Origin of the sequence: Micromonospora sp. NPDC000316 (assembly GCF_042898885.1) — a bacterium.
GTDB lineage: Bacteria > Actinomycetota > Actinomycetes > Mycobacteriales > Micromonosporaceae > Micromonospora.
Map to the genome: position 1 here is coordinate 551,313 of NZ_JBIAZG010000001.1, position 26,891 is coordinate 578,203.

Consider the following 26,891-nt stretch of genomic DNA (forward strand, 5'->3'; position numbering starts at 1 on the left):
CACTCCGGCATGCCGGGCGGCTCGCGCCGTGTCTGTGGGTCTGAGTCAGCGATCTTCCCTGGCGGGGCGAATCGCCAGGTCGGCAGGGTCGAGAAGGTCACCCCGGGCGACCCGCCAGCCCTCTTCGCCGTACGCCTCGAAGGAGAGCCGGGCGCTCCCATCCGACTGGTAGTCGTGGTAGCGCATCGTCCCTGTCGACCGCAGCCCGGTCTCCCCTGTGGCGGTGTAGCGCGCCTGCCCGGTCTCCGCCCAGGTGTACCGCCGACCGCCGAGGTCGATTGTCGGAGCGCCGGGGGTGACTGTCGCGCCGGGCTCGGCGGTCCAGAGCACAAACTCCAGGTCGGTGCCGCCGACACCCTCCACAGAGAGCCGGTGGCCAGCCCCGGAGGCGTCGTCGAGGAGGTACTGCGACCAACTCCAGTCCCCCTCGACGAGGCGGATCGTGCCGCTCACGGCGTACTCTCGCTCGCCGATCCACACGCGGTCGCCGGTGGTCAGACGGTGCGGGCCGCCGCGCGGCGCGGCAGTGCTGCCGCCGCGCACCGGCCCACCGGCAGTCGGTGCGCCGCCGGGCCGGGTCGCCGCCCGCCGCCGGGCTCGCAGGACGATCACGAACAGGGCCATGATGAGTACGACAATGGCCACCACCAGGTACGCAAGCGCCCCGTCCACCCGACCACCTCCCCAGGTACGTCGGCGCAGACCGTAACAACCGTCGGCACCGGAGCGTGTCGCGTCGTGACCGAAAGCTCAGCTACCGACGGCACCCGGCGTGTCGCCGGGCGTGGCCGGCGGCGGCACTGTGGACTCGCCGGTCGGCGGGTCGCCCGAGGCGGGCGCGGCGTTGCGGCTGGCGAGCTCATGGCTCGCAACGTACGGGGGGTGGCTGGCTGTCGGCAGGACCGATCGGGCAAGCCTCGACCGGCGAATGGATCATGCTGTGGCGAGTCGCTGGGTGGCGTAGTCGCCGACGGTGGAGCGCCCCATGACGCAGCCGACGAACGTGGTGAACTCGGTGGGGTCGTCCCGCAGCGACGTCCAGGCCGCTCGGGCCGCAGCCGGGTCGATCCGCTCCAACAGAGTGGCCGCGTACGCCCGGCCGGCGGGTGAGCCCTTGGTCAGCAGCCGGTCGATGTGGTGGCGTACCTCGTCGGGGTGGTCGCCCTGCGCGGCCTCGACCGCCAGGTACGCCTCGGTCACCGGCAGCAGTGTGCCGGCGAAGCCAGTGCCGCCGAAGGCGAGCGTGTCAGCCGTCATCAACTGGTCGACGGCGGCGCCCAACTCCCGCTCCCAAGCCTTCCGCATTCCGAACATGCACCCATCCTTTCCCCGCCCGACGCCACTCCACCCTGTTGATCAAAAGGTTTGCGCCATGAGCTGACACTCCCGCGTCAGTAGCCGCGCCATTCCGCGCGGGCGTAGTCGAGGACCCTGGGGTGCAGCAGGGTGGAGGCGGGCACATCCAGGCGGGAACGGTCGGCGGGGAAGGTGGCCGCCGCCCGCAGCACCCCCGGGTCGAGGAAACGCAGCCGGGGCGCGTCGGCAGGCAGTTCCAGCACCGGCGGGACGCTGCCCGGCGCGCCGAGCAGGAACCCCCAGTCGCCGAAGGACGGCACGTCCACGTGGTACGGCACGGTGGCGAAGCCCGCCTCCCGCAGCGACGCCTCGATCGACCAGTACGACCGGGGCGCGAAGTACGGCGAGCCGGACTGCACCACAAGCCGCCCCTGCTCGGCGAGCACCGACCGGATCAGCGTGTAGAACTCGACCGTGTAGAGCTTGGCGGTCGCCGTCTCGTCCGGGTCGGGCAGGTCGGCGACCACCACGTCGAAGCGCTCGGCTGCGCTACGCAGCCAACCGAAGGCGTCGGTGTTCAACACCCGTACCCGGGGGTCGTCGAGCGCCCCGCCGTTGAGGGCGCGCAACTGTGGCTCGGTGCGGGCCAACGCCACCACGGCCGGGTCGAGGTCGACAACTGTCACCCGGCGCACGTCCGGGTAGCGCAGGATCTCGCGGACCGCGAGGCCGTCGCCGGCACCGAGGACCAACACCTCACCGCGCGACCCGTTCAGCGCCGGATGCACGAGCGCCTCGTGGTAGCGGTATTCGTCGACCGAGCTGAACTGGAGGTCACCGTTGAGGAACAGCCGCAGGTCGGTGTCCTTGTGGCCGGCCTCGCGCACCGAGCGGGTCAGCACGATCTCCTGGTAACGGGACCGCTCGGCGTGCACCACCGGGTCCCGGTAGAGCTGCTGCCTGCTCGTCACCTCGAAGTCGGCGGCGGTGATCCACGCGTACCCCAAGCAGAGCGCGACCACTACGGAGCCGGCGCCGATGACGAGCCGCGCCCGACGGCTCAGCTCCGCCCGGAACACCGTGCAGACCAGGGCGACACCCGCCACCGCGTTCACCGCGCCGACCACCAGGGCGCCCTTGAGCTGGCCGAAGACCGGGATCAACAGGAACGGGAAGGCGAGCCCGCCGAGCAGCGCGCCGATGTAGTCGGCGGCGAACAGGTCGGCCACCGCGCTGCCGGCCGCCTGCTCGCGGATGCGCTGCAACATCACCATCAGCAGCGGGATCTCCGCGCCGATCAGCAGGCCCAGCACGAAGGCGGTGCCGACAAGCGCCGGGCCGTAGAGGTCGAGCCAGGCGAAGGCGGCGTAGAGGCCGAGCACGGACAGGCCACCGAGCAGGGCGAGGGTCAACTCGATCACCGCGAACGCGGCGGCGGCTCGGGTCTGCAACGGCTTGGCGACAAGCGCGCCGATCCCCATCGCGAAGACCATCACGCCGAGCACGATCGACGCCTGGCCGACCGTGTCACCGATCAGATAGCTGCCGAGGGCCACCAGGGCCAGCTCGTAGACCAGCCCGCAGGCGGCACAGACGAAGACCGCGAGCAGCACCGACGCTCGGGCCAGCCGCCAGTACGGCCGGGCTGCCGGGTCGCCGTCGACCACAGTCGTGCCGGTCACGGGATGTCCCTGGTACGCCCGGTGGGGGTCGCCGCCCGTTGCCGGCCGCGTTGCACGAACCCGACTGTGAGCAGCAGCGCCGCGGCCAGCAGCAGCCCGGCGGCGGCGAGCAGCGAACCCCAGCGGTCCCGCCAGAAGTCACTGCCGGCGTCCGGCAGTGGCGCCACCGCCGTGCCGGTGCCGGCGGTCGGGGTGGCGGCCGGCGGTGCCATGCCGGCCTCGGCGACCAGCAGCGGCAACGCCACCGCAGCACGGCAGACCGCCCAGCCGGGGTCGTCGATGAAGACGTCCTCGTCCAGGCCGAACCGGTCCAGGCCGGCCTGGACCCTCCGGAGGTCGGCCCGGGGCATGTCCTCCGAGCCGGCCACGGTGACGCCCGCCGAGTCGTTGATCTCACTGGTCGCCGGGGTGTAGCTGATGTGGGCGCGGACCTCCACCCAGCGCGGGCAGCGGGCGTCCCCGCTCACCGCCACGCCGTCGCCGAGGTTGGATCCGACGCTGACCACCGAGTCGTACGACTCGTCCAGCAGCCAGCCATAGCAGATGCCCTGACTGGCGGCGGCCTGGGCGAGCAGCGGCACGGTGTCGGCCCGTTCGTCGGCCCCCGGGGCGGGGACCGTGGTGCCGCCGGACCCGTTGTTGAAGATGCTGCTCCCCACGCAGACCAGCAGTACCAGGCCGACGAAGATCCCGACAACCACGCCGGCGTTGGGCGGTTTGGCTCCCCGTCCGGCCCTGGCCATCAGATGATCGCGGCGGCGATGATCGCGCCGGTGGCGACGTGCACGACTGCCGACACCCAGACCGCCGGGTGCGGCTGGGGGTCGACAAGCAGCTCGCCGAGCTTGCCCGGGGTGATCGCGTCGAGCAGCAGGAACGCCACCGCCATGATGACCAGGCCGAGGATCCCGTACGCGGTGGCACCGACCAGGCCGAGCACGAAGTCGTTGTCACTGGCGGTGATCGCGGCGACCACGATGATGCCGACGCCGGCCAGATTGGAGGCGAGCAGCAGCGCGGCGTTGCGGTTGCGTTCGATCCAGATCTGCTCGTGGAGCTTGCCCGGGGTGATCACGTCGACAAGCACGTAGCCGAGGGCCATCAGGGCGACACCGACCACCCCGTAGGCGAGGGTGACAAGCAGATCGGTGACCAGGGTCTGCACAGCGGGCTCCAAGGGGTTGATTCGCCGGTCGGGGGTGGTGCGGACTACTTGCCGGAGCCGGGGCCGCCACCGCGTACGGTGCTGCCCCGTCCCCAGCCCCAGTGGTTGCCCACCGTCGAGTGGTAGCGGGGGTGGGCGGTGTCCATGTCTTCGAGCAGGATCACCGAGCCGGTGGCGATCGGCAGGATCACCACCGAGTCGTCGTCGTAGCGCAGGTACACACCGCTGCCGTCGACGTACTGGTCGGCCGGTTTCCAGGCCTTGGTGATGTCCTTCGCCACCTGGCTCGGGGGCTGTCGCGAGGTGTACGCCACTGCGTTCCGGCCGATGTCCCGACTGGCCGCCCGCTGGTAGTTGTCCTTCACGTAGCCGCGCGGCGAGAAGTTGCCGGAGAAGATCGCGAAGGCGGCGACAATCGCCCCGATGACCGCAGTGGCCACCCCCACCACGATCCAGCGTCGGTACGTCATCGCAGTGCCACCACCGTCTCGGTCAGGACCAGCTCGTTGGTCTGGGGGTACGCGTGCCAGGTGCGCCAGCCGACCGACCCGTCCGGCGGGTCGGCGCGTACGGCAAGCGCGGTGACCGCGTCCGGGTCGCCGGGAAAGACCCCGACCAGGGCGTACGGGTCGGCGGCCAGGTCGGCGCGGAGCGCGGCGATGCGAGTGTGCAGTTCACCGTCGGCGGGACGCAGGACTGTGGCGGTGAACCGGTAGCCGCCCGCCTCGTCGTGCAGGGTGCCGGGCAGATGCGGTGGCCGACCGGGCAGGCAGGCGACCGTCTCGGTGAGCCCGCCCCCACCCGCGGAGGTGGTCAGCACGACCTGGTGGGACGCCCCGAGCAGGCGCAGCCGCAGCCGGACGTCGCCGGGCAGTGTGAGGTCACGGACGTGCAGGGCGGGACGCTCCGGGCCACCGAGCGCCAGGCTCAGATCAGCGGCGCAGGTGTCGACGTACGGGGTGTCGAGGCTGACCAGCACGTCAGCTGGCTCCCGGTCCGGCCTGCGGGTACACCATCACGTCGGCGCGGTGCAGCTGCTCGCCCCGGGCAACCTCCCAGCCGGCCTGCCCGTACGCCTCGAAGGAGAGCCGCTCACCGCTCGCGGTCCGGTAGTCGTGGTAGCGGACGGTGCCGTTCGGGTCGAGGCCGGTGCTGCCGGTGGCCGTGTAGCGGGCCTGGCCGGATTCCTCAGCGGCGTAGCGGCGGCCGGCGAAGTCGAGGGTGGACGCGCCCGGGGTGATCGTCGCGGCCGGCTCGGCCGTCCAGAGCACCAGCTCCAGGTCCGGGTCCTCCTCCACGGAGAGCCATCGCTTGTCACCGTCGACGGTGTCCAGCAGGTGCTCGGCCCAACTCCAGCTGCCCTCGGCGAAATGCACCGAGCCGCGGACCGCGTACGACACCCTGCGGATCTCGACGATGTCGCCGGGCTTGAGCCGGCGCGGGTCGCCGCGCAGCGCGTCGGAGTCCGTGTCGCGGAACGGGTCCACGGGTGCCGACGGCGGGGCCGGCTTACGGCTCTTACGCAACGCGATCACCGCCACCACGATCCCGGCGACTCCGACCAGACAGCCCAGCGTCGTCACGACGTACGCCACGGAACTCACCCCGACCACCTCCCCAAGTGCGTCGGCGGAGACGGTAACAACCCCGCGCACGCGGGGAAACACATGCACTCTGCGGCGATCATCCGACTACCGAGTGTTCCGACGGTTTCGCCGACTCGAAAGCATGCGGGCCGACCCCGCCGGTGAGGCGGGGTCGGCCCGGGGCACGACGGATCAACCGGCGGTGACCGTCAACCCTTCCTTGGTGTCGGCCAGGTCGACCTTTACCGTGTCGCCGTCGCGGATCGTGCCGGAGAGCAGAGCCTTGGCGAGCTTGTCTCCGATCGCGGTCTGGACCAGGCGGCGCAGGGGACGGGCACCGTAGATCGGGTCGTAGCCGTGCTCGGCGAGCCACTGACGGGCGGGCTCGGTGATGTCCAGCGCCAGTCGGCGGTCGCCGAGACGCTTGCGCATCCGGCCGAGCTGGATGTCCACGATGGAACGCAGATCGTCCCCGCGCAGCGCGGCGAAGACCACTATGTCGTCGAGACGGTTGAGGAACTCCGGCTTGAAGTGCGAGCGGACCACCGCGAGGACGCCCTCGCGACGCTCCTCCTCGGCAAGCATCAGGTCGCTGATCACCGACGACCCGAGGTTGGAGGTGAGGATCAGGATCGCGTTGCGGAAGTCCACAGTCCGGCCCTGACCGTCGGTGAGTCGACCGTCGTCGAGCACCTGGAGCAGCACGTCGAAGACGTCCGGGTGGGCCTTCTCCACCTCGTCCAGCAGGATCACCGAGTACGGCCGGCGGCGCACCGCCTCGGTGAGCTGACCACCCTCCTCGTAGCCGACGTAGCCGGGCGGGGCACCGACCAGGCGGGCCACGGAGTGCTTCTCGCCGTACTCGCTCATGTCGATGCGGACCATCGCCCGCTCGTCGTCGAAGAGGAACTCGGCGAGCGCCTTTGCCAACTCGGTCTTGCCGACGCCGGTCGGCCCGAGGAAGAGGAAGCTTCCGGTCGGGCGGTCCGGGTCGGCGACTCCGGCCCGTGCGCGGCGTACGGCGTCGGAGACCGCACCGACGGCCTCGGCCTGGCCGACCACCCGGCTGCCCAGCGACTCCTCCATCCGCAGCAGCTTGGCGGTCTCGCCCTCCAGCAGCCGGCCGGCGGGGATGCCCGTCCAGGAGGCGACCACGGCGGCGATGTCGTCCGCGCCGACCTCCTCCTTGAGCATCGCGCCGTCGGCCTGGAGCTGGGCCAACTCCTCCTCGGCCTGCTTCAGCTCGACCTTGAGGGCGGGGATCCGGCCGTAGCGCAACTCGGCGGCGCGTTCCAGCTCGCCGTCGCGTTCGGCACGCTCGGCCTCACCGCCCAGGCGCTCCAGCTCCTCCTTGGCCGTGGAGAGCTTGGTGATGTGGCTCTTCTCGGTCTGCCAGCGCTCGGAGAGCACTGTGAGCTGCTCACGCTTGTCGGCCAACTCCTGACGCAGCCGCGCCAGCCGCTCGGCGGAGGCGGCGTCCGGCTCCTTGGCCAGCGCCATCTCCTCGATCTCCAGCCGGCGGACGGCCCGCTCGATCTCGTCCACCTCGACCGGCCGGGAGTCGATCTCCATGCGGAGCCGGGACGCGGACTCGTCGACCAGGTCGATCGCCTTGTCCGGCAGGAACCGGTCGGTGATGTAGCGGTCGGACAGCGACGCGGCGGCGACAAGCGCGGCGTCGGTGATCCGGACGCCGTGGTGCACCTCGTAGCGCTCCTTCAGCCCGCGCAGGATGCCGATGGTGTCCTCGATTGTCGGCTCGCCGACCACCACCGGCTGGAAGCGGCGCTCCAACGCCGGGTCCTTCTCGATGTGCTCGCGGTATTCGTCGAGCGTCGTCGCGCCGACCATCCGCAGCTCGCCGCGGGCAAGCATGGGCTTGAGCATGTTGCCGGCATCCATTGAGCCCTCGCCCTTGCCGGCGCCGACGACTGTGTGCAGCTCGTCGAGAAACGTGATGACCTGCCCGTTGGAGTTCTTGATCTCCTCCAGGACGGACTTGAGTCGCTCCTCGAACTGGCCGCGGTACTGGGCACCGGCGACCATCGCGCCGAGGTCCAGCGAGACAAGCTTCTTGTCGCGCAGCGACTCGGGGACGTCGCCGGCCACGATCCGCTGGGCCAGGCCCTCGACGATCGCGGTCTTGCCGACACCGGGCTCGCCGATCAACACCGGGTTGTTCTTGGTACGCCGGGAGAGCACCTGGATGACCCGGCGGATCTCCGAGTCGCGGCCGATCACTGGGTCGATCTTGCCGTCGCGGGCGCTGGCGGTCAGGTCGACGCCGTACTTCGCGAGGGCCTGGTAGGTCTGCTCCGGGTCGGCAGTGGTGACCCGCCGGTCTCCGCCCCGAACGGTCGGGAAGGCTGCGACAAGCGTCTCCTCGGTCACGCCCGCCGACTTCAACGCGCTCGCCACCGACCCACCGACCCGGGCGAGGCCGGCGAGCAGGTGCTCGGTCGAGGTGTATTCGTCGCCAAGCGGGCGGGCGATCTGCTCGGCGGCGCCGATGGCGTTGACGAACTCCCGAGCCAAGGTCGGCTCGGCGATGCTGGAGCCGCGAGCGGCCGGCAGGCCGTCGACGGCTCGTTGAGCGGCCCGGCGCAGCTCGGCGGGGTCGGCCCCGACGGCGCGCAGCAGGCCGGTGGCGGTCGAGCCGTCGGTGTCCAGCAGGGACAGCAGCAGGTGCCAGGGCTCGACTGTGGCGTGGCCGTGCTGGTTTGCCAGCGCGACGGCGCCGGTGATGGCTTCGCGGCTCTTGGTGGTGAGGCGTTCGGTGTTCATGGGCTCCCCCGGATCGGCGTTGTCCATTGGGTTGGACACAACCAGAGTTGAGCGTATTCCACTCAACCTTAGCGCTGTGGCACCCATCACTCATCGCAGGTCGCCGACAGCCAGCCCACGACCAGTCCAAATCTGCCGGACTCTCAGGAAGCTGTAACCTTGGCCGGTGCGAGTACGTGTCGAGCAGACCGCCCTTCCCGGCATCGGCGTACGTCATGATCTGGTGACGGAGTCTGGACGCCGCCTGGGTGTCGTTTCCCACCGAAACGGCCGTCGTGATCTTGTCTTCTACGACCCAGATGATCCCGACTCCTGTCAGGCGGACATCCCACTCACCGATGACGAGGCAGAGGCACTTGCCGACATCCTCGGCGCGTCGCTGATGCTCGGTCAGCTCTCCGGGCTGCGCGAGCAGGCCGCCGGCCTGCTCACCGAGCAGATCGCGATCCCGGCCGCGTCGGGGTACGTCAACCGGATGCTCGGCGACACGAAGGCGCGTACCCGCACCAGCGCCTCCATCGTGGCGGTGCTGCGCGACGGCGAAGTCATCGTCTCGCCGCTTCCCACCTTCCGCTTCGCAGCCGGTGACGTGGTGGTCGTCGTCGGGACCCGCAAGGGGCTCGACGGCGTGTCCGCCATCCTCGCCGACAGTGACCCGGACGGCTGAGGCGGATGCACGATTCCACAACTCTTCTCGTCGAAGTCGGCGCGCTACTCCTCCTCCTCGGGCTCCTCGGACGACTCAGTCGCAGGGTGGGCCTGTCACCCATCCCGCTCTACCTGCTCGCCGGCCTCGCCTTCGGCCACGGCGGGCTGCTCCCGCTCGACGCCAGCGAGGAGTTCTTCGCGGTCGGCGCCGAGATCGGCGTCATCCTGCTGCTGGTCATGCTCGGCTTGGAATACTCGGCAAACGAACTCGTCGGCAACCTCCGCTCGGCTGCTCCGGCCGGCCTGATCGACGGGGTGCTCAACGCGCTGCCCGGCGCGGCTTTCGCCCTGCTGCTCGGCTGGGACTGGGTGGCCGCGCTGGTGCTCGGCGGCATCACCTGGGTCTCCTCCTCCGGCGTGATCGCCAAGGTCCTCGGCGACCTGGGCCGGCTCGGCAACCGGGAAACCCCCGTGATCCTCTCGGTCCTGGTCATCGAAGACCTGGCGATGGCGCTCTACCTGCCGCTCGTCACCGCCGTACTTGCCGGCACCGGCCTGATCGGCGGCGGCATCGCCCTCACCGTCGCGGTGGGCACCGTCCTGCTGGTGCTTGTGGTCGCCATCCGGTACGGCCACCTGATCTCCGCCGCGCTGTCGGCGAGGGACCCGGAGGCGCTGCTGCTCGGCGTACTCGGGCTGACTCTGCTGATCGCTGGCGTCGCGGCGAAGCTCCAGGTGTCGGCGGCGGTCGGCGCGTTCCTTGTCGGCATCGCGCTCTCCGGGCCGGTGGCGCACCACGCCACCGAGCTGCTCTCTCCGCTGCGAGACCTGTTCGCCGCGGTGTTCTTCGTCTTCTTCGGCCTGGTCACCGACCCACGGGACATCCCGCCGGTGCTGCTGCCGGCGCTCGCGTTGGCCGTGATCACCATGGCGACGAAGACGCTCACCGGCTATCTCGCGGCCCGCCGGGTCGGCATCGCCGAACCCGGTCGCTGGCGAGCCGGCCTGGCACTCGTACCCCGTGGGGAGTTCTCCATAGTCATCGCCGGGCTCGCGGTGGCAGCCGGCAGCGTCGAGCCACGGCTTGCCGCACTGGCCACGGCGTACGTCCTGATCACCGTCGTGACCGGGCCGATGCTGGCGCGGCTGCCCGACTTCCTGTGGTTCAAGCGGTGGCTGCGCAAACGCGCGCTGATCCAGCGGAGCGCACCGATCCCCATCCACGACTGACGCCCGGCAGGGAGATCATCCTTTCGGTCCGGGCCGGCCAACGGTTGCCGAATTGCGCCCTGCGGCACTACCGCAGCAACCGGCCGGCAGGTTACCGTTTCGCCCCAGCAGCCACGGTCCGCGATTGGCCAGTGCCAACCGTGGGCGAGAGCGGGAGGTTGGCCGGTGAGCGTGCAGGAGTCGACGTTCCACGGCTTTGCCAACCCCGTCGATCCGACTCCGGCGGAGTTGCGAGCTTGGGCGTTTCAGCCCGATTCGGTGCCGCTGGCCTCCATGCCGCCCGACTGGGATCTCCTCGTCTCCGGTGACCGGCTGGTGCTGACGCTCTTCGACCTGGCGATGGACCCGACCTGCCCGGCGCGACGCTTCGCGCTGCACTGCCTCTACATCTACGCCGCCGACGGCATCCGGACGAACTTCCGCGCCCACCCCAAGCGGCGCTTCCGCAAGCTGGTCGAGCAGGCCGAGCGTGACGGCGACGAGCTGATGAGGATCTGGGCGCACAACGGCAGGGTGCTGCTCGCCCGACCGGATCTCTTCGTCTACCGGGACTGGTGCGAGGGCGGCCTGGTCCGCGAAAACCGCCGCCTCGGCTGACACGCCCTCCGCAGACCTGCCGGCGGGCCGGAGATCCCGACCGGGACAGACGGCCGACGAAGCGTGGACGGCGAACGGGCCGGGACCCCCCGTGGGTCCCGGCCCGCACGTCGGTTACCGGTCAGTCCTGCTTCCGCTCGGGCGCGGCCCGGCCCTGTTCGGCGTTGCGGTCGCCGTGGTCGCCCTGGTCGCCGGAGTCGCCGTGGTCGGCGAACCGCCCCTCGACGACCCGGTCCCGGAAACTGCCCTCGGTCACCTTGTCGAACTTCTCGCGCACGGTGTCGGCAAGGTGTTCCAGCCGCTCCTCCGTCTGCTGCGCCACCTTCTTCGCCGGCTCCGACATCGCTCCCCCTCGCCATCGCGCCGATAGGCCCGAATTGAGGCGGTAGGACCCGTATTGACAGGCTAACGGAACGGCCCGGCCCCCGCCGGAAAACCGACGCGGGCCGGGCCGCGGAACGACGTACTGTGAGCTGCGAATCAGCGGTCCGGCGTACGGCGGGGACGCCACACCACAAGCGCTGTGGACGTGCGGTTGGTCGGCACCAGGTCCCGACCCGGGAAGCGGGCCAGCGACTCCAGCTCGGCCACCCGGCGGTACGCGGCGTCCAGCTCCGCCTCCAGCCGGGCAACGCGCTGCTGCGCCTGCTCCAGCAGTTGCTCCAGCCCGATGATCCGCTTGACCCCGGCCAGGTTGATCCCGTCGTCCTGACTGAGCCGCTGCACCTCACGCAGCAGCACCACGTCACGAACGCTGTACCGGCGTCCGCCGCCAGCGGCCCGGCCCGGCTGCACCAGCCCCAGCCGGTCGTACTGGCGCAGGGTCTGCGGATGCATCCCCGCCATCCGTGCCGCGACCGAGATCATGAGCACCTTGGCCTCGTAGGCCGGATCACCCGAACCGAGGAATTCGCCCGACATCCCGCTCACCTCCGCGTCCATCCCACCGGACTAACTGACCCGACGCACCCGGGCGTCGAGATGTTCCCGCGCCGCCGACGGACTCTGCTCGGCGAACGCCTCAAGTGCCGTCCGCGCCTCGTCCGACAGCCGGGCCGGCACCACCACCTCCAGCGTGACAAGCAGGTCGCCGGCCTGCCCGTCACGGCGGACCACACCCTTGCCCCGGGCCCGCAGCACCCGCCCGCTCGGCGTGCCCGGCGGCACCCGCAGGGTCACCGCGCCGTCGAGCGTGGGCACCCGCAGGTCCGTGCCGAGCACGGCCTCCGCGAAGGTGACCGGCACTGTCAACGTCAGGTCGTCTCCGGTACGCCCGAACAGGTCGTCCGGCCGAACCTTGACGTGCACGAACAGGTCACCCGCCGGGCCGCCGCGCTCGCCCGGCTCACCGCGCCCGGCCAGCCGGATGCGCTGGCCGTCGGCCACTCCCGCCGGGAAGCGCACGTTAAGCGTGCGGGTCTTGGTGACGCCGCCGCTGCCGTGGCACTCCGGGCACTTCTCCTCCACGACCGTGCCGACACCCTGACAGTTGCGGCACGGCTCGGAGAAGCTGAACGACCCCTGGTCGCGGGTGGTCACGCCTGCGCCGTGGCACACCGGGCAGGTACGCGGCTGGGTGCCGGGCTTGGCGCCGTTGCCGTGGCAGGTGTCGCAGACACCCGGGGCGCGCAGCGTCAGGGGCAGGGTCACCCCGCGGACCGCGTCGTCGAAGTCGAGAGCCACCTCGGTCTCCACGTCCCGACCACGGGCCGGACCACGCGGAGCGGCCTGCCCGCCGGCCTGCCCCCCGGAGAAGATCGAACTGAACAGGTCCTGGAAGCCGGCGCCGCCGAAGCGACGGTCGCCGCCACCGCCCGCGCCGCCGTTGAACAGGTCGGAGACGTCGAACGGCATGCCGCCCGGCTGCCCGGGACCGCGGGCGTTGCGCCGGAAGGCGCCCGAGCCGAACAGGGAGCGCATCTCGTCGTACTCCCGGCGGCGGCCGGCGTCCGACAACACGTTGTACGCCTCGGACACGGCCTTGAACCGCTCCTCGGCCTTCGGGTCGCCCGGATTGTGATCCGGATGCGATTCCCGGGCCAGCTTGCGGTACGCCTTCTTGATGCCATCCGCGGAGGCGGCCTTGTCCACGCCGAGCACGGCGTAGAAGTCCTTCTCGATCCAGTCCTTCGAACTCACCGGTTCACCCCCTTCCGACCGTCGTGGCCCGGCCGTCCCGCCCTCCGCCGTGCGGGGGACGGGACGGCCCGGTCACCGTCTCGCACTATTCCGGGTCCGCGACCGCTACCAGCGCGGGGCGCAGCAGCCGCTCACCGAGCTGGTAGCCGCGCCGCATGACCTGCACGCATGTCGGTTCGCTGACCTCGTCGGAGGTCTGGTGCGCGACGGCCTCGTGTCGGGTCGGGTCGAACGGGTCACCCTGTTCGCCGAAGGCGGCCAGGCCGAACTTCCCAAGCGCGGTGGTGAGCTGGTCTGCCACCGAGCCGAACGGTCCGACCAGGTCGCCGTGTTCCCGGGCCCGGTCCAGGTCGTCCAGGATCGGCAGCAGCGCGGCAAGCACCGAGCCGGTCGCCTGCTCCTGCACCAGGCTGCGGTCCCGGTCCACCCGCTTGCGGTAGTTGGCGTACTCCGCCGACACCCGCTGCACGTCCCTGGTGCGCTCGTCCAGCTCGGCCCGGAGCGCCTCCAACTCGGCGCCGAGTGACGTCCCGCCGCCGTCGACCGGCTGCGCCGGGGCGTCCACCACCGGCGGACCGGACGGCGTCGACCCGTCGACCGCTGTCGCCTCGACCTCGATCTCGTCGACCACGACCTCGGCGTCCTCGACGAGGCCCTCGGCCGAGACGTCGCTCCCCGCGTCGGCGGCGGTGCCCTCCGGCTCCGTCGTGTCGGTGAGCTTGCGGTTGTTGCGGATGACCACCCGCTCCCCGTCCCCGGTGGCTGGCTCCGTGGGCGCGGAGCCACCCGGCGTCGACCCGGTGTCGTCCGGGTCGACGGCTCGTGGCTTCTGCGTCATGCGGCTACCTCATCCCTTCGCCGTGGATACGTGTCGGAGGCCGACGGTCACTTCTTGCCGTCCTCGTCCACGATCTCCGCGTCGACCACGTCGTCGGGGCCACCGGCGGCACCGGCCTGCGGGCCGGTCGCACCGGCCGCGCCGGCCGCACCCGGGCCAGCCTCGCCACCCGGCTGCTGTCCCTGCTCGGCCTGAGCCGCGTAGAGCAGCGAACCGGCCTGCTGGGAAACCTGCGCCAGCCGCTCGTGCGCCGACTTGATCTTCTCGATGTCCTGGCCGCCGAGGGCGCCACGCAGCTCACCGAGCGCCTCGTTGAGCTGCTCGCGGTTCTCGCTGGGCAGCTTGTCGCCGCTCTCGGCGAGGAACTTCTCGGTCTGCCACTGGAGCGCCTCGGCCACGTTGCGGGTCTCGGCGTCGTCGCGGCGGCGCTTGTCCTCCTCCGCGTGCTCCTCGGCGTCCCGGCGCATCCGCTCGATGTCGTCCTTCGGCAGCGAGGAGCCGCCGGTGATCGTCATCTTCTGTTCCTTGCCGGTGCCCAGGTCCTTGGCGTGCACGTTGACGATGCCGTTGGCGTCGATGTCGAAGGCGACCTCGATCTGCGGCACACCGCGCGGCGCCGGCGGCAGGCCGGTCAGCTCGAAGGTGCCGAGCTTCTTGTTGTACGACGCGATCTCCCGCTCACCCTGGAACACCTGGATGAGCACGGACGGCTGGTTGTCGTCGGCAGTGGTGAAGACCTCGGAGCGCTTGGTCGGGATGGTGGTGTTGCGCTCGATCAGCTTGGTGAAGATGCCGCCCTTGGTCTCGATGCCCAGGCTCAGCGGGGTCACGTCGAGCAGCAGGACGTCCTTGACCTCGCCCTTGAGCACGCCAGCCTGGAGGGCGGCGCCGACGGCGACGACCTCGTCCGGGTTGACGCCCTTGTTCGGGTCGCGACCGGTGAGCTGCTTGACCAGGTCGGTGACGGCCGGCATCCGGGTGGAGCCGCCGACCAGGATCACGTGCTCGACGTCGGAGACCTTGATCCCGGCGTCCTTCACGGCCTGCTCGAACGGGCCCTTGCAGCGGTCCAGCAGGTCCTGCGTCATCCGCTGGAACTCGGCGCGGCTGAGCGTCACGTCGAGGTGCAGCGGGCCGGCCGCGCCGGCGGTGATGTACGGCAGGTTGATGTTCGTGGTGGTGGCGGCGGACAGCTCGATCTTGGCCTTCTCGGCGGCCTCACGGAGCCGCTGGAGCGCCATCTTGTCCTGACCCAGGTCGATGCCGTGCTCGCCACGGAAGGTCTTGACCAGGTGGTCGATGATCCGCTGGTCCCAGTCGTCGCCACCGAGCTGGTTGTCACCGCTCGTGGACTTGACCTCGACAACGCCCTCGGCCAGCTCGAGCAGCGACACGTCGAAGGTGCCGCCGCCGAGGTCGAAGACCAGGACGGTCTGCTCCTTGGAGCCCTTGTCCAGCCCGTACGCCAGGGCGGCCGCGGTCGGCTCGTTGACGATCCGCAGCACGTTGAAGCCGGCGATCTCACCGGCCTCCTTGGTCGACTGGCGCTGGCCGTCGTTGAAGTAGGCAGGGACGGTGATCACCGCGTCGGTGATCTGCTCGCCCAGGTACGCCTCGGCGTCCCGCTTGAGCTTCATCAGCGTCCGGGCCGAGATCTCCTGCGGGGTGTACTTCTTGCCGTCGATGTCGACGGACCAGTTGGTGCCGATCTCCCGCTTGACCGAGCGGATCGTCCGGTCCGGGTTGGTCACCGCCTGGCGCTTGGCGACCTCACCGACGAGCACCTCGCCGTTACGGGCGAACGCGACGATCGACGGGGTCGTCCGCGAGCCCTCAGCGTTGGCGATGACGGTGGGCTCACCGCCCTCGAGAACGCTGACGCAGGAGTTCGTCGTGCCGAGGTCGATACCGACCGCACGTGCCATCTTCGCTTCCTCGCTTCGTAAGGTTGTGCAGGTGACGGGTGTTGCCCGCGACCGCTTGGCGGGCACCGCCCCACAGCGGGCCCCACCACAAGTTGAGTGGACTTGACTCAATAGTGCCACGCGACGGCCAATCGTCAAGTCGACTTGAGTCGACCCGACGCAACCCAGACGTTATTACCGTCCGGTTGTCTTCCCTTGCATCGGTCGGGCACGCTTTAGCGGTGACGACGCACGGCGATTCCGCCACCCGTTCCGGCGCGCCCGCCGTCGCAGCCCGCACCGGCCCGCCGGACGCCGCGGAGGAGCAGCCCGCCACCACTGGGGACGACAGCCTCCCCGGCGCGCTGTCGAGCCTCCGGGCCGCGATCGGCGCCGCCCGCTATCCCCTCGCGCTGCCCTCCGCCAGCTCTGCCCGGCACGCCGCCACCGCCCTCACCGACCAGCTCGACGACTATCTGCTGCCCCGGCTCGCCCGGCTGGACGCGCCTCTGCTCGTGGTGGTCGGCGGCTCCACCGGCGCGGGCAAGTCGACACTTGTCAACAGCCTGGTCAAGGCCCGGGTCAGCGCCGCCGGTGTGCTCCGTCCCACAACCCGTTCCCCGGTGCTGGTCTGCAACCCGGCTGACGCGGCCTGGTTCCGGCAGGGTGACCTGCTGCCCGGGCTGACCCGCACCACCGAGCCCAGCGATGATCCCCGTGCCCTGCACCTGGTCACCGCCCCGGCTCTGCCCCCTGGTCTGGCCTTCCTCGACGCACCCGACATCGACTCGGTCGTCGACGCCAACAGGGCGCTCGCGAGCCAACTGCTCGCCGCCGCCGACCTCTGGCTCTTCGTCACCACCGCGGCCCGGTACGCCGACGCGGTCCCCTGGGAGCTGCTGCGCAGCGCACGGGCCCGGGGCGCGGTGATCGCCATGGTGCTGGACCGGGTGCCCGTCGAGGCCAGCGACGAGATCGCCGCGCACCTGACCGAGATGCTCGCCGCACAGGACCTGAGCCGGGCGCCCCTCTTCGTGCTTCCGGAGACCTGGGTCGACGGTCAGGGGCTGCTGCCCGAGGGCGTCACCGCGCCGCTGGCCGACTGGTTCGCCCGGCTGGCCGCCGACGCCGACGCCCGCGCCGCAGTGGTCCGGCAGACCCTTGACGGCGCGCTCGCCGCCCTGCGTCCCGCCGTCGAGGAGCTTGCCGACGCCGCCGACGAGCAGGTCAGCGCGGCCGACGGGCTGGACGAACGCGTCCGAGGCGCCTACCGGGGCGCCGAGCGGACCGTCGAGCAGGGTCTACAGGACGGCCGGCTGCTCCGCGGTGAGGTGCTCGCCCGCTGGCAGGAGTTCGTCGGCACCGGCGAGTTCTTCCGCACCCTGGAAGCACGGATCGGCCGACTGCGGGACCGGTTGGTGGCCGCCGTCACCGGCCGGCCAGCGCCCGCCGCCGAGCTGCGCAACGCCATCGAGTCGCAGCTCGTCACACTGCTGCGCGGTGTGGCGTCCGAGGCCGCCGAGGCCGCGTACACCGGGTGGAAGGCGCATCCGGCGGGCGTCGACCTGCTGGAGCCGGGGCTCGCCCATCCGAGCGCCGACCTGCCCGAGCGCGCCGAGCGGATGGTCCGGGACTGGCAGCGCGGCGTGCTGGAACTCGTCCGGGTCGAGGGCGGCGACAAGCGGTTCGTGGCCCGCACCGCCGCGTACGCGGTAAACGCCACAGGGCTGGCCGTGATGATCGCCGTGTTCGCCTCCACCGCGTTCATTCCCACCGGGTTGGAGTTGGCCACCGGGGCCGGCACGACCGTCGCCGCCCAGGCCGTACTCCAGGCGATCTTCGGTGACCAGGCGGTGCGTACCCTCGCCGCCAAGGCCCGCGCCGACCTGCTGGCCCGGGTGCGGACGCTGCTGGAGACGGAGGCCGACCGCTTCCTGACCCGCACCGCCGAGGCGCGGCCCGCCGAAGCGGCCGGCGACGAGCTGCGCCGCGCCGCAGGCCAGGTCGAACTGGCCCGGCACCGCAGCGGCCTGGCCACCGGCGGCGACCTGCCGCCGGCCGGCGACGAGGAGGAGTCCCGGTGACAAACATCGCCGGCCGGGTACGCGAGGCGTTCCGGGGCGACCAGGGGATCGACCCGGACGCGCTTATCGCCCGCCTCGACGGGGTACGCCGGTTCCTGACCGCCGTCGACGGGCTGCTCCCCGACGCCGACCTGGTGTCCGCGCACACCCTCGTCGAGCGTGCCGGCACCCGGCTCGCGTTGTCCCGTGACCACACGGTGGTCGCGCTCGCCGGGGCCACCGGCAGCGGCAAGTCCAGCCTCTTCAACGCCCTGGCCCAGCTGGAACTCTCACCGGTCGGGGTCCGCCGGCCGACCACCGGCGTCACCCACGCCTGCGTGTGGGGGCCGTTGGAGGGTGCCAACCGGCTGCTCGACTGGATCGGCGTGCTGCCCCGGCACCGCTTCGTTCGCGAGAGCGCGCTCGACGGCAACGACGAGACGGCACTGCACGGGCTGATCCTGCTCGACCTGCCCGACTTCGACTCGGTGCAGCGGTCCCACCGGCTGGAGGTGGACCGGCTGCTCGGCCTTGTCGACCAGGTGGTCTGGGTGGTCGACCCGCAGAAGTACGCCGACCGGGTGATCCACGACAGCTACCTGCGCGAGTTCCACAGGCACCGCGACGTCACCCTCGTCGTGCTCAACCAGGCCGACCGGTTGCCCTCGGCCGAGCTGCCCCGGGTCCTGGACGACCTGCGCCGGCTGCTCGACTCCGACGGGCTGACCGGCGTGCCACTGCTGGCCACCACCGCCATCGACCCGGCCGGGATGGTCGGGCTGCGCGCCGCCCTGGAACGGACGGTCGCCGAGCGGCAGGCCGCCCTGCGCCGGCTGGCCGGCGACGTCGACTCGGTCGTCGCCGGGCTGGAGCAACTGGTGGGCTCGCACCAACCGGCCGCCGGGCCGGACGACGCGGCCGTCGCCGGGCTGAACCGGGCACTGGCCGGGGCCGCAGGTGTGCCGGCGGTCGCCGAGGCGGTGGAGCAGGCGTACCGGCATCGGGCCGGCGCCGCCACCGGCTGGCCTGTGGTGCGGGGCTGGCGTCGACTCCGGCCCGACCCGCTGCGCCGGCTGCACCTGCCCGGCCCTGCCGGCGACCCGGCCGACCCGGCGGCGAGCCTGGTCGCGGCGACCTCGGTACCGGACCCGACCGCCGCCCAGCGCTCGGCGCTCGGCCTGGCGATCCGCGCGGTGGCCGACCGCGCCGCCGCCCCCCTGCCCGCCGCCTGGCCGACAGTCGTCACCACGGCCGCCCGGTCCCGCCTGGGTGACCTGCCCGACGCCCTGGATCGCGCCGTCGCCGGCACCGACCTCGGCGTGGAACGGCGGCCCCTCTGGTGGCGTGTCGTCGGAGCGGCGCAGTGGTTGGTCACCCTCGCCGCCGTGGTCGGGCTGGGCTGGCTGGTGCTCGGCTACGCGCTGCGGGTGCTCGGCCTGCCGGCGCTTGACAACCCGATGGTCGGCCAGGTGCCGATGCCCACCCTGCTGCTGCTCGGCGGTCTGCTGGCCGGGCTGCTGGTGGCGGCGCTGACCCGCCCGGTGATCCGCTGGGCGGCCCGGCGGGCCCGCGCCCGGGCACAGCAGCGGCTGACGGTCCAGGTGGCAAGCGTGGGCAACGAGTACGTGCTCGCCCCGGTGCGCACAGTGCTCGCCTCCTACGCGCAGGCACGAGAGGCGCTGCGGGACGCCGCCCACCGCTGACGCCTCGCTACGGCTCTGCACAGCTCCTTCGGCGGCGTAGGGTCGGAGCATGGCCACGCCTCAGACCCCCTACGACGCGGTGCTGCACGCCGCACGCGACGTGACCAAGCTGGAGTCCGCCCTCGACGCCGAGATGCTCGGCAGCGCCCTGCTGGGCAGTGTCTACGCGATCGCGGAGACCGACCGCGACACCGCCGTACGGGAGTTCGTGACCGGGTTCCTCGCCGCCACCGCCCGCCGCCGGATCGCGGCGGCGACCACCATCCGGCAGGTCTTCGCCACGCTCGTCCCGAACGCCGAGGGCACCGAGCGGGTGCGCCCCGGCAGCCAGGCGCCCGCCTGGGCCGGCCAGCTCGGCCGGGTCCACCTCACCGGCAGCTGGGCGTACGGCGACGTGTACGGCGACCAGACCTCCTACCTCGCCACCTTCGCGTACGACGACGCGGCCGGCGGCCCGGAGCACGCTCTTGTGGCCCTCGTGGACCACAACATCGGGGTCACCAAGGACGTCTTCGTCGGCGGGCCGGCGGAACGGATCCTGGACCAGGTTCGGCAGATGTGCGCCGACGACGAGCTGACCTGGTTCCGCACCGAGGACCCGTCCCGCCTGCGGGGGGAGGTGGCCCGCCACCTCTCGGTCACCGACGACCTGAGCGAACTGCCCGGCGAGGGCTCACTCGCCACCGACCGCGCGCTGGTCGGCGCCCGACTGGCCGTGCTGCCCACGGCCGCCGCCCCGACCGGCCCGGCGGAGGTCGAGCCGCTGTCCGCAGCCGAGCGCACCGACCTGGTCCGGCGCTTCCTGGCCGCGCCGGAGGCCGCCCGGTTCGGTCTCGACACCGTCGACGGCCCGGAGCTCGCCTCACTGCACTTCTGCCTGAGCCTCCTGCTGGACCACTCGGCGACCTTCCCGGACGCCGACCCGATGCGGTGGAGCCCGGCGGTGTCCGGGCTCTTCCTGCTCGACTGGGTGCACCGTCGCGCCGTGCTGGACATGGACGACGCGGCCATGCTGCCCCGGGTGCTGCGCGCCTGGGCCCGGTACGCGTCCCGCCAGCGCGGGCTGCCCGAGGCCGCCGCGACGCGCACCGACGAGGCGATCGAGGAGATGGTGCCGGAGTTCGCCCGGCTCTACTCGACAGGCGAGCGGCGCAGCCCAGCCACTGCGGCGGTCGCCCAACTGATGGCCGACGGCGTGGACCCGGACGACCCGGCCGCGCTTGACGCCTGGATCGAAGCGAACCGGCACCGCCTCGCCGACGACGGCGCCTGACGGCATCCGGGCCGGGCCGCCTGGTGCTGCCCGGCCCGGACGCCAAGCCCGCCCCACGCGGCGGCATCGACCCACGCGACGGCCTGCTGCGCTGAGCGCGGCCCGGACCGGCACAGCGCGGCGCGGCGCGGCGCGGCGCGCTGTGCTCAGCGCAGCAGGCCGAAGGCGAGCGCGGCGATCAGCGCGCCGAGCACGCCGCCCGCCAGCACCTGCGGCACGGTGTGGTCCCGCAGTCGCACCCGTGACCAGCCGACTACCGCCAGCAGCGGCGCGGCGACGAGGAGCCCGGGTCCGAAGGTCATCGACAGGATGACGAGCGTGCCGGCCGCCACCGCCGAGTGGATCGACATCTTCCACCAGTGGCTCACCGACACGGCGACAACCAGCCCGACAAGCCCGGCCACCGCCAGCGCCAGCAGCGGGCGGGGCGCGCCGAGCACGGTGAGCAGGGCGAGGCCCGCGGCGACCGAGCCGAGGCCGACAAGCAGCGGCACCCGGCGCTGCTCCCGACGGCCGATGTGGTGGTCGGTGAACCGGCCACGACGCACCCCGCCCACGATGTAGGCGAACGGGATGCCTGTGACGAAGAGGGCCGCGAGCAGACCCCATGCCAGGCCTCGACCGTTGCTCGGGGAGCTGTGCCAGCTCACCGCGATCATCAGCAGCGACACAAGCACTGCCGGCGCGGTCAGCTCGGTGACCAGCCGGGCGATCCGCAGCCCCGGGCCGGGCCGGACGGCGACCGGGCGGGGCTCCACACCGCCGCCCACGCCACCCCCTCCGGTACGCGCCTACCGTGGACCGTCGCCGCCGGTCGGTGGCGCCTGATCGTCACCGTACCGTCGGCGCGACCACGGGATGCCGCGGTCCGGGCAGCGGCGAACTGACCGCTTGTGACGGCGGACCGGCCGGCGACGGCGGCGCGGTCCGGCTGAGCCGGGTGGCCGGCGCTGCTGGAGGAGCGGTCCGGGTGGCCGGCACCCTGGGAGCAGCGGTCCGGGTGGCCGGCGCCGCGGGAGAGGCAGCCGGCACTGCGGGGCTGGCGGTCCGGGTGGCCGGCGCGGCAGTGGGAGTGCACGCCGGTGTGCCGGCAGGCTCGGTATAGGTGCTCGTCGGGACGGCAGTGGGTGTCACTGGGTCGGCGGTGGGTGTCACCGGGTCGGTCGCGGTGGGTGTCACCGGGTCGGTCGGCGTCGGGCTCGGCGTGGGGGTGGGGTCGGGGTCCGGCGGGCCGGTGGGCGACGGCACCGGCGACGGGCTGGGCGGAGGCGCGGCCGGCGGGGTGCTCCGGGTGGCGCGCGGCACCGGCGGCGCGGGCACCGCCCGGCGGGGAGGCGACCGATCGTCGGCGGCCGGCCCGGACCACGATTCGTCGGCAGGGCGTCGGGGAGCGGCGGGCAGCCAGCCGGCGGTCGCGGGCGGGCCGGCGCTGGGTGTGCCGGGCGGCGGAAGCGCCGGCTGGCTGGTCACGGGCATCGGGATTATCACCGGCCCGACTGACGGCGTGGGGATGAACGGGGTGCCGCTGTCCGGTAGGGCGGTGCTGCCCTGGGTGGCCGAGCCCGCGCTGATCGCCGCCAGGATGGGCATCGACGCGGTGCCGACCAGCAGCGCGACGGTGAGCAGGTAGCCCCGCGAGGGACCGCCGATGCCGGGGGCACGGTGTGCGCCGACCACCCGGCGGTACCCACCGGCGGACCGGTGCCGACCGAGCACCGGTGTGCCGGGACCGTCACCTGGCTCGTCCACCGCGCACCCCTTGTCGTCGTCGCTGTCGGAGAACGCGCAGGGGCGTCCCCGGCTGGAAGCCGGCAAACCACCCGATCGACGCGATCCCGTGGGAATCAGCCTGGCGCAGTTACCGTCCGTCAGCTAGTACCCACCGCGTGTCGACACGCGGCACTGTCCGAACGGTGACGAATCATCGCCGGATCGCCCGGTGGACGCGGGACGGCATGATGGCGACAAACGACAGCAAACCGTAGCCGGTCGGAATGCGAGGCGGGCGTACTGTGGGCGCGCTCACCTGCTCTGCGAATATGGAGCACGACGGCAACGCAGCCGTGACCGCCGCGCACCCTCGCGGCAGACGCGGCCCGGCGCCGGCTCCCGACCCGGGTTCGGCCAGAACCCGGTTCACGCCGTGCGGCAACCCCCACCGGGGCTAGGCGCGGCCGCCAGGACCGGTCCGGCAGCAGCCGGGCAGGCGCACGAGTTGCGCGGCCGGGTGACCCCCCGGTGCCGCTGCAGACACGACAGGGAGAGACCGATGGCAAAGGGCGACCCCGGGGGCACTACCCGCAGCAGGCGGGCGGCACCCCGCTCCAAGAAGGGCGCGGCCGGCAATCCGGAGCTGGTGCAGCTGCTCACCCCCGACGGTGAGCGCATCGACAGCGCCACCGGGCCGGACGGCACCGAGTACCGCGTGGACTTCACCGACGAGGAATACCGCGGGCTCTACCGCGATCTGGTGCTGGTCCGCAAGCTGGACGCCGAGGCGACCGCCCTCCAGCGCCAGGGCGAGCTGGGCCTCTGGGCCAGCCTGCTCGGCCAGGAGGCGGCCCAGGTCGGCTCCGGGCGGGCGCTGCGATCGCAGGACATGGCCTTCCCGACCTATCGGGAGCACGGCGTCCTCTACTGCCGGGGCATCGACCCGATCATGCCGCTGGGCCTGTTCCGCGGTGTCGACCAGGGCGGCTGGGACCCGAACGAGTTCAAGTTCAACATGTACACCATCGTCATCGGTGCGCAGACCCTGCACGCCACCGGCTACGCCATGGGCATCACCATGGACGGCAAGATCGGCACCGACGACGGCGAGGCCGCGATCGCCTACTTCGGCGACGGTGCCACCAGTCAGGGCGACGTGAACGAGGCGTTCGTCTGGGCCAGCGTCTTCAACGCGCCGCTCGTCTTCTTCTGCCAGAACAACCAGTACGCGATCTCCGAGCCGCTGGAGCGCCAGACCCGGGTTCCGCTCTACCAGCGGGCCGCCGGCTTCGGTTTCCCCGGCGTACGGGTGGACGGCAACGACGTGCTGGCCTCGTACGCGGTGACCCGTACGGCGCTTGACAACGCCCGGCACGGGCAGGGTCCGAGCCTGATCGAGGCGTACACCTACCGGATGGGCGCGCACACCACCTCCGACGACCCGACCCGCTACCGGATCGCCAGCGAGGTCGAGTCGTGGCAGGCCAAGGACCCGATCACCCGGGTCAAGGCCTTCCTGGAGAAGCAGCAGATCGCCGACGCGACCTTCTTCGCCGAGGTCGACGAGCAGGCCCGGCGCGAGTCGGTGCACCTGCGCGAGCGGGTGCTCAACATGCCCAACCCGGAGCCGGTGACGATGTTCGACCACGTCTACCCCCACGGCTCTCCGCTGCTCGACGAGCAGCGCGCGACGTTCAACCGCTACATGGAGTCGTTCGAGGGGAGCGCCCACTGATGGCCACGGAGACGCTCACCCTCGGCAAGGCCCTCAACACCGGCCTGCGCCGCGCCCTGGAGACCGACCCCAAGGTCATCATCATGGGCGAGGACGTCGGCAAGCTCGGCGGCGTATTCCGGATCACCGACGGGCTCCAGAAGGACTTCGGCGACCAGCGGGTCATCGACACCCCGCTCGCCGAATCCGGCATCATCGGCACCGCCGTCGGCCTGGCCATCCGTGGCTACCGGCCGATCTGCGAGATCCAGTTCGACGGCTTCGTCTACCCCGCGTACGACCAGATCGTGTCGCAGGTGGCGAAGATGCACTACCGCTCGGGCGGCAAGCTCAGCATCCCCATGGTGATCCGGATTCCGTTCGGCGGTGGCATCGGGGCGGTCGAGCACCACTCCGAGTCGCCGGAGGCGTACTTCGCGCACACCGCCGGTCTGAAGGTCGTGACCTGCTCCAACCCGCAGGACGCGTACGTGATGATCCAGCAGGCCATCGCCTCGGATGACCCGATCGTCTTCCTGGAGCCCAAGCGGCGCTACTGGGAGAAGGGTCCGGTCGACCTGGACGCGCCGCTGTCCGACGCGTACCCCCTGCACTCGGCACGCGTGGTGCGGCCCGGCACGGACGTGACGGTGCTGGCCTACGGGCCGATGGTGCGGACGTGCCTGGAGGCGGCGACCGTGGCCGCCGAGGACGGCCGGGAGCTGGAGGTCATCGACCTTCGCTCGCTGTCCCCGCTGGACCTGACGGCCGCGTACGAGTCGGTGAAGCGCACCGGCCGCGCGGTGGTGGTGCACGAGGCGCCGTCCAACATCGGTCTCGGTGCCGAGCTCGCCGCGCGGATCACCGAGCAGTGCTTCTATTCGCTGGAGTCGCCGGTGCTGCGGGTGACGGGCTTCGACATCCCCTACCCGGCCGCCCGGGTGGAGGAGGAGTTCCTGCCCGACCTCGATCGGGTGCTCGACGCCGTCGACCGCACGTTCGGCTGGTGAGCGCCATGTCCCGGATCAAGGAGTTCAACCTGCCCGACCTGGGCGAGGGGTTGACCGAGGGCGAAATCCTGGCCTGGCTGGTAAAGGTCGGCGACACCATCGAGCTGAACCAGCCGATCGTCGAGGTCGAGACGGCCAAGGCGGCTGTGGAGATCCCGGCGAAGTGGGCCGGGCAGGTGCAGGCGATCTTCCACGCGGAGGGCACGACTGTCGAGGTCGGCACGCCGATCATCGCGATCGACACCGACCCGGGCGCCGGCCCGCTTGACGTGCCGTCGACCACCGCGACGCCCACCGGTGACCTGCCCACCCCGTCGGCTGCCTCGCTGGCGGCGGTGGAGGTCGCGCCGGCCGAGGGCATGGTCGAGCCGGGCCTGATCGGTGGCCCCGCCCCGGGCGGGCGCACGGCGGTCCTGGTCGGCTACGGCCCCCGCACCACAACCGCGAAGCGCCGCCCCCGCAAGGGTGCCGCCCCCGCCCCCGCGGCGGTCGATCATGGCGTGGCCGCGATCCCGGCACCCCAAGGCCATGATCGACGCGACGGCGCGGGCCAGGGCGGGCTGGTGCTGGCGAAGCCGCCGGTGCGCAAGCTCGCCAAGGACCTCGGCGTCGACCTGAGCGCGCTTACCGGATCGGGTCCACTGGGCTCGATCACCCGGGAGGACGTACAGCGGGCGGCGAGCGGGGCCGTCGCGACCGCCGAGCCGGTCGCGACCGCGTCGGTGGCGACGAGCGCCGCGAGCTTCGGCGCCGACCGCGAGCAGCGCATTCCGGTCAAGGGGGTACGCAAGCTCACCGCCGAGAACATGTCCCGCTCGGCGTTCACCGCCCCGCACGTGACGGAGTTCCTGACCGTCGACGTGACCCGGGCGATGAAGGCCCTGGACCGGCTGCGGGGTCGGCGGGAGTGGCGCGACGTACGGGTCTCGCCGTTGCTGCTGGTCGCGAAGGCAGTGCTCCTGGCGGTCAAGCGGCACCCGATGGTCAACTCGACCTGGGCCGGCGACGAGATCGTGGTCAAGGAGTACGTCAACCTCGGCATCGCGGCGGCCACCGAGCGCGGTCTGATCGTGCCGAACGTGAAGGACGCCGGCCGGCTCTCGCTCCGCGAGTTGGCGGACGCGCTGAACGGGTTGGTGCAGACGGCGAAGTCCGGTCGCACCTCGCCTGCGGACATGTCCGGCGGCACGCTGACCATCACCAACGTCGGGGTGTTCGGAGTGGACACCGGCACGCCGATCCTGCCGCCTGGCGAGTCGGCGATCCTTGCCTTCGGCGCGGTGCGGGAGATGCCCTGGGTGCACAAGGGCAAGGTCAAGGCGCGTCAGGTCACCACGCTGGGGCTGAGCTTCGATCACCGGATCATCGACGGTGAGTTGGGCTCGAAGTTCCTGCGCGACATCGGTGACTTCCTCACCGACCCCGAGGCGGCGCTGCTCGCCTGGACCTGACGGTCCGAAACGCCAGGCCACGGCCGGTGTGTCACGGGTTAACGCCCGGCACACCGGCCGTGTCCGTTGGGTGACGGAACAGTTGGTCACGCACCCTC

Annotated in this window: 26 protein-coding genes; 11 read left to right on the top strand and 15 right to left on the bottom strand. The window is 71.9% G+C overall.

Annotation, left to right across the window (positions count from 1 at the left end; genetic code table 11):
• Nucleotides 1–45: 45 nt before the first annotated feature.
• The 9 genes from ACFY2Q_RS02590 to clpB form a co-directional block, all read right to left on the bottom strand.
• Nucleotides 46–672: a DUF4178 domain-containing protein gene (locus ACFY2Q_RS02590; protein WP_387126843.1), complete on the bottom strand. Its 627-nt coding sequence runs from the start codon at nucleotides 670–672 to the stop codon at nucleotides 46–48.
• Nucleotides 673–933: 261 nt separating this feature from the next.
• Nucleotides 934–1,314 (bottom strand): hypothetical protein, encoded by a 381-nt coding sequence (locus tag ACFY2Q_RS02595; RefSeq protein ID WP_387126845.1) that lies wholly within the window; start codon nucleotides 1,312–1,314, stop codon nucleotides 934–936.
• Nucleotides 1,315–1,391: 77 nt separating this feature from the next.
• Nucleotides 1,392–2,978: a polyamine aminopropyltransferase gene (locus ACFY2Q_RS02600; RefSeq protein WP_387126847.1), complete on the bottom strand. Its 1,587-nt coding sequence runs from the start codon at nucleotides 2,976–2,978 to the stop codon at nucleotides 1,392–1,394.
• On the bottom strand, nucleotides 2,975–3,721 hold the full coding sequence (locus tag ACFY2Q_RS02605) for a hypothetical protein (protein ID WP_387126849.1): 747 nt from the start codon (nucleotides 3,719–3,721) through the stop codon (nucleotides 2,975–2,977). Before ACFY2Q_RS02605 ends, ACFY2Q_RS02600 begins: the two co-directional genes overlap by 4 nt.
• A complete protein-coding gene (locus ACFY2Q_RS02610) occupies nucleotides 3,721–4,143 on the bottom strand; it encodes a DUF350 domain-containing protein (RefSeq protein WP_387126851.1) in 423 nt (140 codons plus the stop codon). The genes ACFY2Q_RS02605 and ACFY2Q_RS02610 overlap by 1 nt, the downstream gene beginning before the upstream one ends.
• Before the next feature lie 44 nt (nucleotides 4,144–4,187).
• A complete protein-coding gene (locus tag ACFY2Q_RS02615; RefSeq protein WP_387126853.1) occupies nucleotides 4,188–4,613 on the bottom strand; it encodes a DUF4247 domain-containing protein in 426 nt (141 codons plus the stop codon).
• Nucleotides 4,610–5,122 (bottom strand): DUF2617 family protein, encoded by a 513-nt coding sequence (locus ACFY2Q_RS02620; protein WP_387126855.1) that lies wholly within the window; start codon nucleotides 5,120–5,122, stop codon nucleotides 4,610–4,612. The genes ACFY2Q_RS02615 and ACFY2Q_RS02620 overlap by 4 nt, the downstream gene beginning before the upstream one ends.
• Nucleotide 5,123: 1 nt before the next feature.
• Nucleotides 5,124–5,747 (bottom strand): DUF4178 domain-containing protein, encoded by a 624-nt coding sequence (locus ACFY2Q_RS02625; protein WP_387126857.1) that lies wholly within the window; start codon nucleotides 5,745–5,747, stop codon nucleotides 5,124–5,126.
• Between the two features lie 174 nt (nucleotides 5,748–5,921).
• Nucleotides 5,922–8,513 (bottom strand): ATP-dependent chaperone ClpB, encoded by a 2,592-nt coding sequence (gene clpB / locus ACFY2Q_RS02630; protein ID WP_387126859.1) that lies wholly within the window; start codon nucleotides 8,511–8,513, stop codon nucleotides 5,922–5,924.
• Between the two features lie 166 nt (nucleotides 8,514–8,679).
• Between clpB and ACFY2Q_RS02635 the strand changes: the two genes are divergently transcribed.
• From ACFY2Q_RS02635 to ACFY2Q_RS02645, 3 genes are all read left to right on the top strand, one after another.
• Nucleotides 8,680–9,180 (top strand): cation:proton antiporter regulatory subunit, encoded by a 501-nt coding sequence (locus tag ACFY2Q_RS02635; protein WP_387126861.1) that lies wholly within the window; start codon nucleotides 8,680–8,682, stop codon nucleotides 9,178–9,180.
• Nucleotides 9,181–9,185: 5 nt separating this feature from the next.
• Nucleotides 9,186–10,391: a cation:proton antiporter gene (locus ACFY2Q_RS02640; RefSeq protein WP_387126863.1), complete on the top strand. Its 1,206-nt coding sequence runs from the start codon at nucleotides 9,186–9,188 to the stop codon at nucleotides 10,389–10,391.
• A gap of 165 nt (nucleotides 10,392–10,556) precedes the next feature.
• Complete coding sequence (locus tag ACFY2Q_RS02645) at nucleotides 10,557–10,988, top strand: hypothetical protein (protein WP_387126865.1); 432 nt, start codon at nucleotides 10,557–10,559, stop codon at nucleotides 10,986–10,988.
• 121 nt (nucleotides 10,989–11,109) lie between these two features.
• On the opposite strand, the gene ACFY2Q_RS02650 is transcribed toward ACFY2Q_RS02645, so the two are convergent.
• The 5 genes from ACFY2Q_RS02650 to dnaK form a co-directional block, all read right to left on the bottom strand.
• Nucleotides 11,110–11,331 (bottom strand): hypothetical protein, encoded by a 222-nt coding sequence (locus ACFY2Q_RS02650; RefSeq protein WP_387126867.1) that lies wholly within the window; start codon nucleotides 11,329–11,331, stop codon nucleotides 11,110–11,112.
• 137 nt (nucleotides 11,332–11,468) lie between these two features.
• Nucleotides 11,469–11,909, bottom strand: a complete 441-nt coding sequence (locus tag ACFY2Q_RS02655) for a heat shock protein transcriptional repressor HspR (RefSeq protein WP_387126869.1) — start codon at nucleotides 11,907–11,909, stop codon at nucleotides 11,469–11,471.
• A 30-nt stretch (nucleotides 11,910–11,939) separates the two neighbouring features.
• Entirely contained in the window at nucleotides 11,940–13,127 is a 1,188-nt protein-coding gene (dnaJ, locus tag ACFY2Q_RS02660; RefSeq protein ID WP_387126871.1) for a molecular chaperone DnaJ, read from the bottom strand.
• Between the two features lie 85 nt (nucleotides 13,128–13,212).
• Nucleotides 13,213–13,965, bottom strand: a complete 753-nt coding sequence (gene grpE, locus ACFY2Q_RS02665; RefSeq protein WP_387126873.1) for a nucleotide exchange factor GrpE — start codon at nucleotides 13,963–13,965, stop codon at nucleotides 13,213–13,215.
• Nucleotides 13,966–14,012: 47 nt separating this feature from the next.
• Nucleotides 14,013–15,890, bottom strand: a complete 1,878-nt coding sequence (dnaK, locus tag ACFY2Q_RS02670) for a molecular chaperone DnaK (RefSeq protein ID WP_387126875.1) — start codon at nucleotides 15,888–15,890, stop codon at nucleotides 14,013–14,015.
• 221 nt (nucleotides 15,891–16,111) lie between these two features.
• On the opposite strand from dnaK, the gene ACFY2Q_RS02675 reads away from it, so the two are divergent.
• The 3 genes from ACFY2Q_RS02675 to ACFY2Q_RS02685 are packed head-to-tail and all read left to right on the top strand — an operon-like array spanning nucleotide 16,112 to nucleotide 20,908.
• Complete coding sequence (locus tag ACFY2Q_RS02675) at nucleotides 16,112–17,953, top strand: ABC transporter (RefSeq protein ID WP_387126877.1); 1,842 nt, start codon at nucleotides 16,112–16,114, stop codon at nucleotides 17,951–17,953.
• The gene (locus tag ACFY2Q_RS02680) at nucleotides 17,950–19,635 is read left to right on the top strand and encodes a GTPase (RefSeq protein ID WP_387126879.1); all 1,686 of its coding nucleotides are present in this window, start codon (nucleotides 17,950–17,952) and stop codon (nucleotides 19,633–19,635) included. Before ACFY2Q_RS02675 ends, ACFY2Q_RS02680 begins: the two co-directional genes overlap by 4 nt.
• A 49-nt stretch (nucleotides 19,636–19,684) precedes the next feature.
• Nucleotides 19,685–20,908, top strand: coding sequence for a hypothetical protein (locus ACFY2Q_RS02685; RefSeq protein WP_387126881.1), 1,224 nt, complete (start codon nucleotides 19,685–19,687; stop codon nucleotides 20,906–20,908).
• A gap of 146 nt (nucleotides 20,909–21,054) precedes the next feature.
• Here the strand turns inward: ACFY2Q_RS02685 and ACFY2Q_RS02690 are convergent, their stop codons facing one another.
• A complete protein-coding gene (locus ACFY2Q_RS02690) occupies nucleotides 21,055–21,678 on the bottom strand; it encodes a phosphoesterase PA-phosphatase (RefSeq protein WP_387126884.1) in 624 nt (207 codons plus the stop codon).
• Nucleotides 21,679–21,878: 200 nt separating this feature from the next.
• Between ACFY2Q_RS02690 and ACFY2Q_RS02695 the strand changes: the two genes are divergently transcribed.
• From ACFY2Q_RS02695 to ACFY2Q_RS02715, 5 genes are all read left to right on the top strand, one after another.
• Nucleotides 21,879–22,013: a hypothetical protein gene (locus ACFY2Q_RS02695; RefSeq protein ID WP_387126886.1), complete on the top strand. Its 135-nt coding sequence runs from the start codon at nucleotides 21,879–21,881 to the stop codon at nucleotides 22,011–22,013.
• Nucleotides 22,014–22,538 carry a hypothetical protein gene (locus ACFY2Q_RS02700; RefSeq protein ID WP_387126888.1) on the top strand — a complete coding sequence of 175 codons (525 nt, stop codon included), beginning with the start codon at nucleotides 22,014–22,016 and terminating at the stop codon, nucleotides 22,536–22,538.
• A 639-nt stretch (nucleotides 22,539–23,177) separates the two neighbouring features.
• Complete coding sequence (pdhA, locus tag ACFY2Q_RS02705; RefSeq protein WP_387126890.1) at nucleotides 23,178–24,353, top strand: pyruvate dehydrogenase (acetyl-transferring) E1 component subunit alpha; 1,176 nt, start codon at nucleotides 23,178–23,180, stop codon at nucleotides 24,351–24,353.
• Nucleotides 24,353–25,342, top strand: a complete 990-nt coding sequence (locus ACFY2Q_RS02710; protein WP_387126892.1) for an alpha-ketoacid dehydrogenase subunit beta — start codon at nucleotides 24,353–24,355, stop codon at nucleotides 25,340–25,342. Before pdhA ends, ACFY2Q_RS02710 begins: the two co-directional genes overlap by 1 nt.
• 5 nt (nucleotides 25,343–25,347) lie before the next feature.
• Nucleotides 25,348–26,793, top strand: coding sequence for a dihydrolipoamide acetyltransferase family protein (locus tag ACFY2Q_RS02715; protein ID WP_387127568.1), 1,446 nt, complete (start codon nucleotides 25,348–25,350; stop codon nucleotides 26,791–26,793).
• Nucleotides 26,794–26,891 lie beyond the last annotated feature (98 nt).

Bases quoted from the DNA above. Each gene is read 5' to 3' on its own strand.
- ACFY2Q_RS02595 (WP_387126845.1), bottom strand. From the start codon at position 1,314: ATGTTCGGAATGCGGAAGGCTTGGGAGCGGGAGTTGGGCGCCGCCGTC.
- ACFY2Q_RS02655 (WP_387126869.1), bottom strand. From the start codon at position 11,909: ATGTCGGGCGAATTCCTCGGTTCGGGTGATCCGGCCTACGAGGCCAAG.
- ACFY2Q_RS02650 (WP_387126867.1), bottom strand. From the start codon at position 11,331: ATGTCGGAGCCGGCGAAGAAGGTGGCGCAGCAGACGGAGGAGCGGCTG.
- ACFY2Q_RS02685 (WP_387126881.1), top strand. From the start codon at position 19,685: ATGGCCACGCCTCAGACCCCCTACGACGCGGTGCTGCACGCCGCACGC.
- ACFY2Q_RS02715 (WP_387127568.1), top strand. From the start codon at position 25,348: ATGTCCCGGATCAAGGAGTTCAACCTGCCCGACCTGGGCGAGGGGTTG.
- ACFY2Q_RS02605 (WP_387126849.1), bottom strand. From the start codon at position 3,721: ATGGCCAGGGCCGGACGGGGAGCCAAACCGCCCAACGCCGGCGTGGTT.
- pdhA (WP_387126890.1), top strand. From the start codon at position 23,178: ATGGCAAAGGGCGACCCCGGGGGCACTACCCGCAGCAGGCGGGCGGCA.
- dnaK (WP_387126875.1), bottom strand. From the start codon at position 15,890: ATGGCACGTGCGGTCGGTATCGACCTCGGCACGACGAACTCCTGCGTC.
- ACFY2Q_RS02615 (WP_387126853.1), bottom strand. From the start codon at position 4,613: ATGACGTACCGACGCTGGATCGTGGTGGGGGTGGCCACTGCGGTCATC.
- clpB (WP_387126859.1), bottom strand. From the start codon at position 8,513: ATGAACACCGAACGCCTCACCACCAAGAGCCGCGAAGCCATCACCGGC.
- ACFY2Q_RS02710 (WP_387126892.1), top strand. From the start codon at position 24,353: ATGGCCACGGAGACGCTCACCCTCGGCAAGGCCCTCAACACCGGCCTG.
- ACFY2Q_RS02640 (WP_387126863.1), top strand. From the start codon at position 9,186: ATGCACGATTCCACAACTCTTCTCGTCGAAGTCGGCGCGCTACTCCTC.
- grpE (WP_387126873.1), bottom strand. From the start codon at position 13,965: ATGACGCAGAAGCCACGAGCCGTCGACCCGGACGACACCGGGTCGACG.